Below are 13,800 nucleotides of genomic sequence, written 5' to 3' on the forward strand. Positions count from 1 at the left end.
GTATTTCCTTTCTATGCTTTTTCAATAGCATCTTGTTCTGTAGCGTGTGTGTTGATTGCATCAGCAACAACATCAATTGCTTTCTCGAAATTTTCAATTTGCTTTTCTAAATTGTTGGCAATTGCTATCAATGTCGCTTCTTCTGGTTGCAAAAGCGGAACAGCAGTTTGAAAGCCAGATTTCGGGTCAGCAAAGTGAAGGTCAGCTGCGGTTTGCTCTTCGTTAGTATCTACATACAGAATACACTCACTCTCATCAAGTTCTTCACGTTTCGGCATTGGAAGCGTAGCTTCTTTTTTTGATACTACAACATTTACAGTTGACATACGGTCAAGAATCTGGTCAAGCAATTCTGCGGTCGGCATCAGAAGATAGCTGCCTTTTTCCGTTTCGCTAAACCGTTCCATTTCTACGTTTGAAAAGTCAATCGGTTCTTCGTCTTTTAATGATTCTTCTGGGAAGGTCAATACCGTTCCTTTATCAGAAATTACAGGAATATCAGGAAAAAGTTTTTTTCCTGCATCTGTAAGTTCCAAAGAAGAATCTCGAAGCAAATCTTCGGCTGCATCACGATTCAGCTCTTTGTAAATTTCCAAGTTCCACTCTGTATCAGTAGCAGAGTGATAATACTTATCATTCAGCTGGAACAACTGGTCAATGTAATTCTTGTTTGTTTCTTCATCTCTGAACTCATGTGAAGCAACAAGCGTTGCATAGTTCAAAGGGATTCGATTCCATTCTGCATCGGTCAATTCATATTCTTTTGGATTCCGCATCAGAGCTTTATCCTGTATTGCCAGAATTTCTTGTGCCTCTTCCGGAGAATAGATTTGCGAAGCAGTGGCATTTGAAGCGTCAACGCTTGTTTTCGTCCACATACTCGTCTTTTTGTCCTTTCTTATTGCTTAATCAAAGTCAGGTTCGATTTCATCATATTCCGGATTATCGTATGATTCATAAGCTTTTTCAAAAATTTTGTCCACGTCATCTGACCTGTCAGCAGTGATTTCTGCGTTTGCATCAGGATAACCAAGGTCTGCCATTGCCTCATCAATGATACCTTCTAAATCACGTTCTTCGTGAATCAGGTCATCAGCATCAGGCGGCTGATAATAGTCCCCATCAAACTCAGCGAACTTCACCGTGCCTTCATCTTCAAATTGAATGTTGACGTTGAATGTAGCAACCTCGTCTACTTTATCGTAGTAATCCAAGTCTACAGTTACAGTCGCTTCAACGCCCTCATTCTCTTTGATTTTGCTTTGAAGCTTATCCTTCAAATCAGCTTCAATGTCCATTGCTTTATCTACAGAAGCGGTTTCTACGCTTGCCTGCAAATCTGCGTCATAGTTGATTGTAACGCCCATAGAGCCATGTCTGTTGCCCATAAAATATCACTCCTTGTCAAAATCAAATTCCAACTGCACAAATTCTTTCTCGTTATCTTCCTTCGGCAGCTCTGGTTCAGCTTTGTCCAGAATTGCAATTTTTTCAGATAACGCATGGCATTCTTCTTTGTAAAGCGGAATTTCTACATCAATATCCGGATTTATCAGCTGTAACCGCATGGAAATACCATCGTCAATATCCGGATTCATCTCGCCATAAACCATATATGGTTCATCTGCTTCAATTACTGATTTTTCCGGCACACCATTTTCAACAAAGAAGTTTTGAAGGTCTTCGGAAACGTCTGCTGCCCGATTCAAGGCTTCCACAACTGTCTCAATGGACAGCTCAAATTCATAGAAGCCATCATCAGTTCTTGTGATGTCAGCAATATCACAATCAATTGCAACAGATTCTGAATGTTCTGGAGCAGGCTGTTCAGCATTTTTCTGCGTTTCTTGCTCTGCGTGAGCTGTCTTTTCCGCATCAGGTTCAGAAAGCCGTTCAATGTCGGCTGTGATTGATGCGATAGCCTGTTCAATTGCTGTGATTGCCTGCGGATTCAGTACATTTCTGCTGACTTCCAGCGTTTTCATCATGCTGTCAAGAGCAGTCTTTTGTGCTTCTAAAGCAGAAAGTCTTGCTTCATCAGCAATCCGATTTGTTTCAGATTCTTGTTCTGAAACAGCAGGAGAGGGTGGTTCAGTCTTTTCAGCCTCTTTTTCCGGAATCATTTGCTGTGCATATTGATTGATGTCTTCCTGTGTTAGCCATTCTGGTTTTTCAGGGAGCATATCATAAAGCTCCTGCATTTTTTCAATCTGAGCTTCCGGATTACCAGCACACAGATGATTGTTTTCTGCGGTTTCGCCTGTACCAAGGAAGTATTCACAGTCCGAACGCAAACGGTCAAGAAGCATATACTCATACGAATGGTCGTTTGTCGCTGACTGAGCATCTGCCTGTTCTGTGTTCTGAACATCTTCTTTCGGTTCAGTTACTTCCGGAGCAGGCTCTGCTTGTTCCTGTGCCATCTGCTGTTCGGCGACAACTGCATTCTGGAGAATTTCAGCAAGGTCATCTCTGCCAATCGACTTTACAAAATCTATGACACCACCATCTCCATCGCCAATGTCTTGACGGAAAGTTTCCTGTGTGCCGTCATTCAAATTTATCGTAAATGATGTTTTATCATAGCCGAGGCTGGCATAATAAGACTGTTCATCTTGTTGCTCCCAAGCCCTCTCACTGCCGTACTTTTCCAAGCCTTCTTTGCGGTTGCTGACACGTTCATCGTCAAGCTGTTTCATGGTCGCATCAAACTCTGATACGGAATACGTTTTACCACTTTCAATTCCAAGGCTTTCGGAATAAATGCAGGTAATTGTAACTGGACGTTCTTTCTGCTGTGATGTTTCCTGTTCAGCAGCCATTTGCTCTGCAAGCTGTTGTTCTTTTGTCTGAATCACATCGAAGCCCTGTGTGGCGAGTTTCTTTGTCCACGGTTCGTCCGGTGTAGAAAAATAAGAACTGATACCATTCATTTTTGTGCATTCTTCATCAGAATATGTTTTGAAACTGATAGAAGATTCACTAACAGAATCCACTTTTGCATATGTTGGTGGCAATTCGGTAGGTTTCATGGTTCTGGAATCTATGGCGGTATCACCATAAAGGCGAACAATATCCCCTTCCTTCAAACTTTCCGCATCGACCATCATCTTTGCTTTCTGCATTGCATTTTCAACAAGTTGCTGCAAGGTCTGTTTGGATTCTGTGCTTGTTTTTTGGCTTTCAGAGGCAGGAGATATAGCAGGAGAGGACTGAATCTGTTCTTCCTGAGCGTCTTTTTGCACAGTATTCGTTTGCTCTTTCGGTAGCTCTCTGCCACTGTCATGAAGAATCTCCATTTCTTTCAGCCGTTCAAAAAGCTTATCGAAAGCATCGTTGATGCGTTCTCTTTCTTTGCCCTGTGGAGAAATGGAAACTGTGGTTTCTGTCCCATCTTTTTTAGTGATGGGATAATTGCCTTCTGAATGACCTACCAGATAATCAGATTCGCCCAATTTATCATGTACATAAGATGCAAAAGCACGAGCAAACATTTCTGTTTCGCTCGACCAGTACAGCCCTTTTTTATTGCTGCCTTTCTGGTTTCCTGTTGTGCTGTAAGCATCGTCCAGTGCCTTAGCATCACGATAAAACTGTGTTCTGCCAGTATCACTATTGTCATACTTCATTGTGTTCAGCAGATTTACCATTGGATTATCTACGCCGTAAATGTGGTCTATCGAAGCACCATCTGATGCGAACATCTCATGAGAACCAATTTGCTTGGCAATATAATTGTCGAGAGCGTGTCCCCATTCATGTCCCAGAGAGCCAGCACCTCTCATTTTTGTGAGGTTGATAACATTTTCTGCTGGTTCGTAATGAGCAACTGCTCCGCTGTGACCTCTTGCACCATATGCAATTGCCAGCTGTCCACCAAGGGTAACATCTTCATCGTGAATGTGCAGAGCTTTGGCAAGGTCTTTGAAAGCATCAAATGACATATTCAGATTTTCCTGTCTGTCATTCTGGTTTGTCCAGTTGCCAAACTGTACGCCACGGAACGGAAAAGTAGCAGTAGAGCTATCTTTCATAAAATCGTTTTCAACCACGGGCTTACCCTGTCTGTAATCTTCTGTGGTCGGTCGGATATGCTGTAATTGCAGTGGCTTCAACGCCTTCTTACCAGCTTTTTTTGCCTTCTCTGTCTGTGGCTTTTCCTGCTCTATCGCAACAAGTTTTTCTTCTAAGGCTTCTCTTGACGGAATATTCATTGCAATCAAGTCTACTTTGCTTTTAGCAATCGCAAAGTATGTGTCCTGCTTCCAGTTGTCAGGGTTTGCCTCGGTTTCGTTATTAGCAAGAAATATTCGCTTACCGTACCCGAATGACACGTTCATGTAATCTTTGTGATAAGCTTTAGAAAGCTGCTCGTCACGTTTGACGTTCTTCCCATCATATTTGTAAATCTCATAATTACTCAACAATTTTTCCTTGTCGGAAAAGCAGAATTTATTTTTTTCAAGTTTGCTCTGAAATCTTTGATAAGTGTATTCTCCCCATCTACCGTCAAAATCCAGAACTTTCTTTGCATCTTTTAAGATTTTATCGCTCTTAGGGAGTTTGGCAGCAGACACTTCATTAAAGAACTTTTTGAAATCCTCTGGCTTTTCCAACTGCATCGCTTTTTGATACACATAGGAAACAGTCGTCAGATAATCTTCCTGAGCCTGCCTTTTCGCTTCTGGAAGCTGTTCTGGCGTATAAAGACTTTTTAAGGGATAAAGCGGCTGTGTAGGTAATTTGTCACGAAGTGTCTTAATGAAATACAAAACTTCTCTGTCTTTGCCGTCTGCATACTCTTTCTTGTAGTCAACTTTCGGGAATGCAGTATTCTTCGTTACATTTTGTTCTCTTTCAGCATCTGTCCAATCGCCGATGTCTGTAGCACGAAGTTCACGATTCAATTGGGCAAGATGTTTTCTTGCACCGAATATTTCTTCGCCGAAATCTTCGATTTTCTTCTTTGCCATGTGGTACTCCTTCCTTAATCTTTACAAACGAAAGTGTATGTGCCGTCACTTGTTTCAAAACTATATTCAGTCTCATCATTTTCTGCTACAGGAGAAATGGTGAAGCCAATTACATCGAAGCTATAAACAATGTTGCAATCTCTTGCTCTGAAAGAGAAGTGCAGAAAACTGTCATTGTTGTTCACATCAAGCAATAGTTGTCCGTAAATCGGAATATCAGCCGTTTCAATGACTTCCTGAATTGCATCATCAGGGCAATCTGTAAGAATTGCGTTTTCAATCTTTTTTACATTGAACTTTTCCATATAAACAATGCCTTTCTATTTACTCTGCGAAATATCCGTTATTTATGGCGAAATAAAATAGCAGGAGAGTGCCTGCACTTATCTATCCATATCATAATCGGAGTTGTCTTGTTCTTGCTGTTCCTGTTCTTCTTCGGAGAGAACACCCTGAGCTTCTTCAATTGTTCCGAGGTCATCAACTTCTTCCAATTCAATATTACCGCCAACTTCGGATAAATCATTGGTGGTGTATCTGGGCGGTTCGTTGTGAACAACTTCATTTCCATTTTCAATTTTACTGGAAACCTCGTGATAATTCTCAGCAGTGATTTCTTCGGAAGTATTCATAACATAGCCATCATTGCTTTCCACAATAACAACTTCATCATCGCCGTTATGCTCTTTGTCTTCTGAATGTTCTGCTTCATGCTCATATCGTTCTTCGGAAAGCATATTTGCTTTGTCAAACTCAATATTCAGCTGAATCTCGTCCATCGTATCTTTCAGAACACTGTCTTCTCGAATATCGTATTCAGAAAAAAGCTGGTTGGTGTAGTCGATTACAGCGACCATTTCACCAACAGTAAGTACATCAGCTTCTTTATCCGGAAGTTTCTCATCAATCATCTGCGAGATTTCTGGATTGTTCAGCGGAGCATTTGCAATGGAATTGAATTGCCCCACAGGGATTTCCAACTCTTTGTACACTGGGGTTTCTCGTGTGGATTCCATTGCTTCTGATAGTCTGTCATCAAATCCGGCAGTCAGCGTTGTTACAGCTTCACTGTACTCGTCAGCATCTTTGTACAGAGACTGTACCTGCGTATTGCCTTCTCGTGCATCTCCAGTGACAATATTCACAGTGGACGCTCTGGTAAAGTCCAGAGCATTCCGTGCGTGATTCAAAAAGTCACGATTTTGTTCGTAGTCGTCCAAAAGTTGTGACTGCTTCTCTGTAAGTTCTTCTTTTGGAACATCAGAGGGCAGAAGAGCAACTTCTTCTTTTAGCTTGTCATAATCGTCAAGCATCTCCTGAATGGTACGTTCATCATTCAGTGTGAACATATCTTCGTTCATCGTTCTACCTCACTTTGAATTACTTTTTCGTTTGAAGTAAGGGCTTTTATTCCTGCCTCATACTCTCTTACAAAATATTTCCCAATTTCTTCGCTGCCAAGTGTAGCGTATTTTTGGTGAAATATCTTGTCATTTAACAGCTTTGACGCAAATTCTTTTGTGTTTACTGCGGATAAATTAACATCAACAACAGTGCCAACAAAATTATCCAGCATATATATGCCGCTGATAGGAACATCTTTTCTTACAAAATCAAATTTCGCATATTTCAATTCAAATTCTTCCTTGTTTTTCAAAGGATTTGTAAGTGTGAAGAACAGATGTAAATTATACCGCTGAACAGGATTGCTCCCATTCATATACAGCATATCATTTTTTAATGCAGGGACACCAACACCTAACGCTTGTCTATTCTGGCTTAAAAAAGGAAACATCGTATAGTCTGTTATTCTTTTATCCGGCTGTAAATCAACAAACATTCCGCATTCACCTGTTGCAGTATTATAAAAAGGCATCACGTCAGAGACTTTACTCCAATGGAAATCGTTTTTGATTGCATCATCAACCATACGCTCTATTCCAGAGAGCAGGCGGTCAACGCCTTTCAACTTTGGAACACGATAATACTTCTTGTTGAAGCTTTCGTATTTCATGCCTTGCTCCAAGTCGTCAATCATATCCAGTAAACGATTGCCTTCATCAATCATATTACCAGCATCATAAAACGGCAAATCGCCAATTTTTTTGAGTTCATCATAAACGAATCCTCTCGCAAAAGTGTAATTCGCAACATAGCATGAGTGAGAGCAGAAGAGGGCAGGCTGCCCCTGATAAGTATGATGCTTCATCGGGTGAACACCACCTTCCATCGCATCATCTGACATCATGTTTTCTACTATCGGTATCAATCGTTCAGAAATAGCATCTTCTACAATGCGATAAGTAGCCTTTTCATTTTCGCAAGCAGTTAAATAGCGTCTTAACTGCTGGTCAACATTATCTACAGAAACTTTAATAGTATGGTTCTTAAAAAAAGAAGTGTCACTCATATGTATTCCCCTTTCACACGATTTTGTTCTTTGAGTGTACCATGTTTGAAACGCAGTGGCAACTTGCAAAGGGAATCTGTTGAGCTTGCTTAATCCAGTCCAAAATCGTCTTCCTTGTCATCTTTGATTACATCGTCTTTCTCAGGCTCGAAGTTGTTCAGCTTCTCGTATGTTTCCTTCATGTTTTCTTGTACTAAAGTCGGAGCTTTATCTGTAATTCCTTTGTAGGAATCCTGCCACTGAGTGCCTACAAAACCATAGGTATCATCAACAGAATATCCAATGTTGTCCTTTACAATATCATGTCTTCCAGAGGATTCCATTTGAACAATTTGAACCATTGTAGTCGGAATCACCATATCTTCGTCCAACTGAATTTCAAAGTCAGAACCTGCACCGTTCATACGGTCATACAGACCGATTACAGTATCAGTTCCAAGAACAATATTATCCTTGCCCTCTGCAACCTTGTCTAGCATCTCCACAAGGTTGTTACCGTTGATGCTTATGAGAGCAGTGAGCTGTTCATTATAGTCAGAATATGTGCCGTCCAGTTCATTGACAACGCTTTCAATAAATCCTGATGTATCGTAGTTGTTTTCAGCAATTCTTTCCTGTACTACGTGCATCATTTCTTCAACTGTATACCCCTGCTGATGTACAAGGTAGGAAAGAGCATTGTCAGAATATGTTTCAAGCTGGTCGGCAGCAGTGACCGTCTTATCATGAAAATCATTATAGTCCTTCAATGTCAGCTTGCCGTCTTCGCCTATGATGCCGTGTGCCATTCTGGAAATAGAAGTATTGTCGTAATTGAGTTCCTGTTCCGTTGCCAGAAGGAGATTTACCTTATAATCGTGGTCAAGGAACTCTGACATATCTACAGTTGCTCCTTCATAGCCGAACTGTTCCAGTAACTCATAAGGCAAGTCTTCGTCCAGATTTTCAAGAGCCTCTACGAACGCATCGCCTTTTTCTTCGGCAAGTGTTTTTATCTGTGATGCAAGTTCTTCTTCCAGATATGCAACATTATCAAACAGGGAATCCTGAATTTCATCGTACAGGTAGTTTGAAAAAGACGTGTTTTCTGGTCGTATGACTTTCGGCTTGTTTCCTGAATACTCCTGAAAAGCATTCAAAATAGTCGAAGAAGAAATGAAGTCGTCATATCCAGACGGTGTAATTACAAGTTGGTTTGTTCCGTTCGTCAAGTCACTAAGCGTTTCTTTGCCCCACGCAATAACTTCTTCTTTGGAAACCGTCTGTTCCTGCTCCGGAGCTTCCATTTCAGCAACGATGCCATGCAATGCTTCGGCTAAATCTTCTACGCTCATTGTGTCAACGTCCAGTTCTGCAAATGCTGCGATTTTTTCCAGTTCCTCTTTGTCTAAGGAAATGGTAACTTCCGCAGATTCACGAGTGTGTTCTTTTCTTTCTGCATTATTGTCCCAAGCCATAGTTTAATTCCTTTCTCAGCAAATAAAAAAACAGGTACAGTGAGCTACACCATACCTGTAAAATCGTTCGTTTCTATTCCCTTTTTCATTTCCTGCTATATCACAAGCAGGTTGTAAAAGCATAAAAACGGATTTTCCTTGAAAAATGATAAGGTGCTACCGCATAATTATGTTGCTACCTGCAACAAAGGGATTCTCTGCTTTTTATTATATCATTTATATCAATATAGGTCAATGTTTATTCTGTTAAATATCCGTTATTATGTTAAAGGAAAAAGATTTAGCTGGAGTACGAATCCGACCACCAGCACCAGCACTACGTTCAACCAAGTAAAAATCACGCTTTCTCGACTGCCGGACGGTATTTTCATCAGGTGCAAATGCTTCACACCGAATAAGAATGGCACACCTGCCGGATTAAACATATCTAAAAATAAATGCGATAAGCAGCCGATAAAAAAGCCGATGAGTGGAGTGAAGTGTTGGCAACAGAGAAACAGTCCTACAAGATAGACAAGAGGGTCATGCAAAATACCTCTGTGATTTGCTCCTGTTTTACCAGATGTCGTTCCCAACACACCAAACAGCTTGCTTAATGGAGAGGATAGCTTTCCGACATAGCTGGTAGGATTGTCAAGGTCAGGAAAAATACCGCCTATCAAGCCACCAAAGATAAACAATGTGATGTTTTCAGGAGAAACGGCAAGGGTGGGAATGATTGCGGATAGTTTATCCATATTCATGGACAGGGCAGTGGCTACGGAAGCACCATAAACGAAGTGACAGTTACCATTCACAGCTTATCACCGCCACTATTCAGCCCAAAATTCTTGAAACTTTGGGCATACGAAGTCTTCCAGTAAGCATAAGTCAACATGAGCCATTGTGTCCAGCCTTTCTGTGTCAAATTGACACGTCAATATTTATATGGTCGATGATTGGGCTTTTCTTTAGATGTTCAGACAGCTTGTTGGCAGCAGGCAAAAAGTCAACCTTCATTTTGCAAGGGCGAAGCAGAACGTGATAATGTTCCGGTTTGGCTTCTTCTGATTTTCCAATAAGTTGATTGAAATGTGATACCATGAAGAACAGATACAGGTCTGTTCCCCACAGTGCATTTTCAAGAAGCTGCCGAATCTCTTGAAAAGCTCCGGCAGTGTCGTACTCTGTATTTGGCTTTACAAATCGAAAGTCATACGACAGGTACATGGAAATGTAGCTTTTGGTTTGCAACTCACGCAAAATTGTAAGCATGGCATTTGCCCTGTCGCCGTAATAATCTCCGAGAGTGAGCGTTGCTCCGTTTGCGAAGAAAGGAGAGCAGAAGCTGTCATCTTCCAGAGATTCTTCTGGTCGTTTGAAAGTGCGGAAATAATTGTGAAATTCTCGGATTGGCTTTCTTGTTGGAAATAGCTTTATTTCCACTTGAAGACGAATATATTCCAAACGGTTGAGATGTGTAATCACAATCATTCTCCTTTCAAATAAATTTGATTTTTGATGCGTCATACCTCTGGAGACTTTCGCTCAGTTTGGCATGAGTGCTTTCCTGCTCCGGCGTATTTTCTGGCATCATATCAGAACAAAGAAAACGCTTATGCTGATTTTCTGCACTGATACACTGCCACGCAATATTGTCCAGCTCTTTTAATCCTTTGGCTGTTCTGTGCAAATCGTATTCTTCCTTTGTGATGGAGTAATAACGAGTATACCGCCAAAGAGCAAGTACATTGACTGCCAGCACATAAGTGTCCAAAGTGTAACTGTAGCCGATGTCATACACACCGCAAATTCTATGCTTGATTCTTCGTAACATGGTCTATCAATTCCTTTGCTTCGTCTCCGGACATTGTTTTTACTTCCAAAAGATGCTGTGCCAGAACTTCTACAGCATTGTAATTTTCAGAAAGAAGATGCAGTGCTTTTTCATAGAACTTGTTTGAAAGCTCCGAAACACGCTTCCGCACATCGTCACCGTATGACGTTGACTGGAATGCTTCCATATCAACCAGACCATACTCACTGTCAAAACCGAACTTTGCAACATAAGCAATCAGTGTTTTTGTTGCCTGAGAAATATCGTTGCAAGCTCCTTGCGTGATGTTATCAGAACCAAAGTGAATTTGTTCAGAAGCTCTGCCTGCATAGGCAATCATCACATGACTTTCGTATTCGTGTTTTGTTTCAAAGAAACGGTCACTGTCAGATTGGAAGACTGCACCGCCAACGCCACTTGTCATACCCATAATGGAAATTCTGGACACTTCTTTACCGCAGAGAAGTGTCATGACAGCGTGTCCTGCCTCATGATAGGCAACAATGGCAAGGTCATCTTCATGCTGCTTGTCGTCAGAACGATTCCCTTTGAAGACTTTTTTGTCGATTGCTTCTTCCAAAAAGTCAGGCGTGATAGTTTTGCTGTCCTCACGGAATGCAATCATTTTTGCTTCACGGCATACAGCAGCAATATCAGCCCCAGAAAAGCCGACTGTCTGTTTTGCCAGCGTATCAATCGAAGATTCTTCCATAGGATTTCCTTTCAGGTACAGCTGGAAGAGTTCTTTTCGGGTTTCCCATTTCTTTGGAATATCAATTCTGATTTGACGGTCAAAACGTCCGGAACGGAGCAGGGCAGGGTCAAGAGTGTCTGCTCGGTTGGTTGCTGCAATCACCAGAATATCGCCTCTGGCATCGAAGCCGTCCAGTTCTGTCAGCATAGCATTGATAGTTTGGTCGTTCTCACGATTGCTTCTCTGAGAACCACGTTCTGCACCAACAGCATCAATCTCATCAAAGAACAGAACGCAAGGTGCAAGCTTTCTTGCCATCTTGAACAGGTCACGGACACGTTTTGCACCCAGACCAACATACATTTCGATAAATTCACTGGAATTTGCAGAAATAAAATTGACACCTGCCTCATGAGCAATTGCTTTTGCAAGCATGGTTTTACCTGTGCCAGCACCGCCTTCAAACAAAACACCATGAGATAAGTCTTTGGCATCAGCACCGTTTTTCAGTTGCTTTACCAGCAGTTTGAGGTCGTCCTTGATTTCGTCATGTCCAATCACATCGTCAAAAGAAACATCAATATCTTTGGCGTTGATAATATGGGCGAAGTCTTTGCTGGAAGCAGGGGAGTTCTTAGAAATTATCCAGAACATCAAAACGGCAAGGAAAAAGAACAGTGTAATATCACCGTATCGGTCTAAAAATTCTGTTGCCTTATTATTTGATTTTCTTACCAAAACGCCTTGTTTCAGCAAATCGACTTTGAAGTCATCATTATCCGGATAGATTACCTCTCGAAGATAATCGTTATCATCGTATTTGTACTTCTCTCGTTCTTCGACAGTCATTTTTCTGGTTTTATCAGAAAAAAGGGCAACTGTCATATACTCATCGTTCTCGTTGTAGAACACGGTATCAACATCGCCCTTTTTCACTAAATCCATGTATTCTGTGTAAGTGATTTTCTCAATATCATTGCTGTTGCTCTGACTGTGGACAAACCACGCCGAACCACTTACAAGGACTGTGCCAATCACAAGAGCAAGCAGAGCTTTTCTTTTCTTAGTTGGCTTTTTCATATATCAATCCTTTTTTTGAGTGAGTTTTCTTAAAAAATATCGCTTGCACTTACCGTTTCAGCAGTGTCATCACCAGCGGTATTTTCGGAATCGCTTGCAGACTTTTCGGAAGATTCCATTGATTCCTGAATTGCATACAAGTCGTTGTTTGCAACCGCATTGAGCAGGTCGTCTACAGAAATGCCCTTGTCATTCATCATAGTGCTGATAGCTTCCAGCTTCTCAGCCTTTTCCTGCTTGCGGAGTTCAGCAATAACCGCTTTCTGCTCTTTGATGTCCTCATTCATGCTGTCCAGCTTCGCCTGAACATTGGCATTGTATTCATTACGCTTGGCAACCAAAGTGTCAAGCTTTTTCTGCTCCTTTGCAATTTTTGCAATTGTCTTTTCAGCAACATTCATTTTATATTCCTGCTTTCTTGTTATTTTGTTTTGTTAAAGGCTTTAACTCCTTATAGCTTACATCTCGCAGATACGCACAAGTTGCAACCGGTGTTGCTGGCAGTATCGTGTCTTTTGTATTCTCCTTACATCTCGCAGATACGCACAAGTTGCAACGCATCGTGCCAACCCCAACCACGTACTCATAGACTTACATCTCGCAGATACGCACAAGTTGCAACAGCAAAGATGTACAAAACTATAAGATGCCTGCACGGATTTTATGTGCAGGATTTCAAACTGCGTCTTGCAGTTTACCTTGCCGAGAGTGAATGCTACTCTCCAGAGAGAGGATTACGCACACTATCTCGGCTCAAAGACGTTAAGTCGCCTTAGTTTGAACTGCGAACGTCCCAGCATTTTTCTGGAACTTCCGGTTCGCACTTACTTTCTTTTCTTGTAAACGATTGCACCAACAGTGCCGATAATGGCTAAAACGCCAGTTGTAATTATAATTGCCTTTTTCATGTTTTTACCTTCCTTTTTGTGTGCTGTTGTTTCTTTGGCTTCTGGGTTTTTTAGTTCGGAGATAGTTTCCATTATGTCAGACAGGTATTCCGGTTCGTGAATTACCGCATTATCTGTATCAGGAACATTCCATACAACTGGAATCGGAACATTGTAGAACCATTCGCCTTCATCATTCTGGAAAACCGGAATGCAGTCAGCTTCCTGCATAATAGCGTCCTTAATCAGAGCTAAATCATCAAAACTCTTATCACTGAGTTCTTTGTCTTCTTCACTGGACAGGCATCTTTTCTCCCAGTTCAGGTGTGAATCAGACACCGATAAGAACTCGTCAGCAGTCATATTGATATACGCATGAGAAGTAGAACCTTTGATGTCATGAAGCATTTCTCTTACAAAAGTCGCCAGTTTCTCCAGCAGTTCCTGCCGAATCGGGACACAGTTTAATTTATAATTATTCAT

At 41.3% G+C, this 13,800-nt stretch carries 13 protein-coding genes; all 13 read right to left on the reverse strand.

What is annotated here, in order from left to right; translation table 11 throughout:
- Window positions 1–11: 11 nt before the first annotated feature.
- Window positions 12–878 carry a hypothetical protein gene (locus tag DW025_RS00860; protein WP_119998174.1) on the reverse strand — a complete coding sequence of 289 codons (867 nt, stop codon included), beginning with the start codon at window positions 876–878 and terminating at the stop codon, window positions 12–14.
- A 27-nt stretch (window positions 879–905) separates the two neighbouring features.
- Window positions 906–1,388 carry a hypothetical protein gene (locus DW025_RS00865; protein WP_119998176.1) on the reverse strand — a complete coding sequence of 161 codons (483 nt, stop codon included), beginning with the start codon at window positions 1,386–1,388 and terminating at the stop codon, window positions 906–908.
- 6 nt (window positions 1,389–1,394) lie between these two features.
- A complete protein-coding gene (locus DW025_RS00870) occupies window positions 1,395–4,973 on the reverse strand; it encodes an LPD11 domain-containing protein (RefSeq protein ID WP_119998178.1) in 3,579 nt (1,192 codons plus the stop codon).
- A gap of 14 nt (window positions 4,974–4,987) precedes the next feature.
- The gene (locus DW025_RS00875; RefSeq protein WP_119998179.1) at window positions 4,988–5,278 is read right to left on the reverse strand and encodes a hypothetical protein; all 291 of its coding nucleotides are present in this window, start codon (window positions 5,276–5,278) and stop codon (window positions 4,988–4,990) included.
- 78 nt (window positions 5,279–5,356) lie between these two features.
- Complete coding sequence (locus DW025_RS00880) at window positions 5,357–6,334, reverse strand: hypothetical protein (RefSeq protein WP_119998181.1); 978 nt, start codon at window positions 6,332–6,334, stop codon at window positions 5,357–5,359.
- A complete protein-coding gene (locus DW025_RS00885) occupies window positions 6,331–7,383 on the reverse strand; it encodes a hypothetical protein (protein WP_119998183.1) in 1,053 nt (350 codons plus the stop codon). The genes DW025_RS00880 and DW025_RS00885 overlap by 4 nt, the downstream gene beginning before the upstream one ends.
- An 89-nt stretch (window positions 7,384–7,472) precedes the next feature.
- Entirely contained in the window at window positions 7,473–8,840 is a 1,368-nt protein-coding gene (locus DW025_RS00890; protein WP_119998185.1) for a hypothetical protein, read from the reverse strand.
- Window positions 8,841–9,100: 260 nt separating this feature from the next.
- Window positions 9,101–9,637, reverse strand: a complete 537-nt coding sequence (locus DW025_RS00895; protein WP_119998187.1) for a metal-dependent hydrolase — start codon at window positions 9,635–9,637, stop codon at window positions 9,101–9,103.
- A gap of 106 nt (window positions 9,638–9,743) precedes the next feature.
- On the reverse strand, window positions 9,744–10,307 hold the full coding sequence (locus DW025_RS00900; RefSeq protein ID WP_119998189.1) for a hypothetical protein: 564 nt from the start codon (window positions 10,305–10,307) through the stop codon (window positions 9,744–9,746).
- Window positions 10,308–10,320: 13 nt separating this feature from the next.
- The gene (locus tag DW025_RS14710; RefSeq protein WP_165854719.1) at window positions 10,321–10,584 is read right to left on the reverse strand and encodes a hypothetical protein; all 264 of its coding nucleotides are present in this window, start codon (window positions 10,582–10,584) and stop codon (window positions 10,321–10,323) included.
- A 49-nt stretch (window positions 10,585–10,633) separates the two neighbouring features.
- The gene (locus DW025_RS00910; protein ID WP_119998193.1) at window positions 10,634–12,430 is read right to left on the reverse strand and encodes an ATP-dependent metallopeptidase FtsH/Yme1/Tma family protein; all 1,797 of its coding nucleotides are present in this window, start codon (window positions 12,428–12,430) and stop codon (window positions 10,634–10,636) included.
- Between the two features lie 29 nt (window positions 12,431–12,459).
- Window positions 12,460–12,831: an H-NS family histone-like protein gene (locus DW025_RS00915; protein WP_119998195.1), complete on the reverse strand. Its 372-nt coding sequence runs from the start codon at window positions 12,829–12,831 to the stop codon at window positions 12,460–12,462.
- Between the two features lie 423 nt (window positions 12,832–13,254).
- A complete protein-coding gene (locus DW025_RS00920; RefSeq protein ID WP_133302853.1) occupies window positions 13,255–13,800 on the reverse strand; it encodes a hypothetical protein in 546 nt (181 codons plus the stop codon).

This window comes from Coprococcus sp. AF38-1, from assembly GCF_003603945.1.
GTDB lineage: Bacteria > Bacillota > Clostridia > Lachnospirales > Lachnospiraceae > Coprococcus > Coprococcus aceti.

Bases quoted from the DNA above. Each gene is read 5' to 3' on its own strand.
- DW025_RS00860 (WP_119998174.1), bottom strand. From the start codon at position 878: ATGTGGACGAAAACAAGCGTTGACGCTTCAAATGCCACTGCTTCGCAA.
- DW025_RS00865 (WP_119998176.1), bottom strand. From the start codon at position 1,388: ATGGGCAACAGACATGGCTCTATGGGCGTTACAATCAACTATGACGCA.
- DW025_RS00870 (WP_119998178.1), bottom strand. From the start codon at position 4,973: ATGGCAAAGAAGAAAATCGAAGATTTCGGCGAAGAAATATTCGGTGCA.
- DW025_RS00875 (WP_119998179.1), bottom strand. From the start codon at position 5,278: ATGGAAAAGTTCAATGTAAAAAAGATTGAAAACGCAATTCTTACAGAT.
- DW025_RS00880 (WP_119998181.1), bottom strand. From the start codon at position 6,334: ATGAACGAAGATATGTTCACACTGAATGATGAACGTACCATTCAGGAG.
- DW025_RS00885 (WP_119998183.1), bottom strand. From the start codon at position 7,383: ATGAGTGACACTTCTTTTTTTAAGAACCATACTATTAAAGTTTCTGTA.
- DW025_RS00890 (WP_119998185.1), bottom strand. From the start codon at position 8,840: ATGGCTTGGGACAATAATGCAGAAAGAAAAGAACACACTCGTGAATCT.
- DW025_RS00910 (WP_119998193.1), bottom strand. From the start codon at position 12,430: ATGAAAAAGCCAACTAAGAAAAGAAAAGCTCTGCTTGCTCTTGTGATT.
- DW025_RS00915 (WP_119998195.1), bottom strand. From the start codon at position 12,831: ATGAATGTTGCTGAAAAGACAATTGCAAAAATTGCAAAGGAGCAGAAA.
- DW025_RS00920 (WP_133302853.1), bottom strand. From the start codon at position 13,800: ATGAATAATTATAAATTAAACTGTGTCCCGATTCGGCAGGAACTGCTG.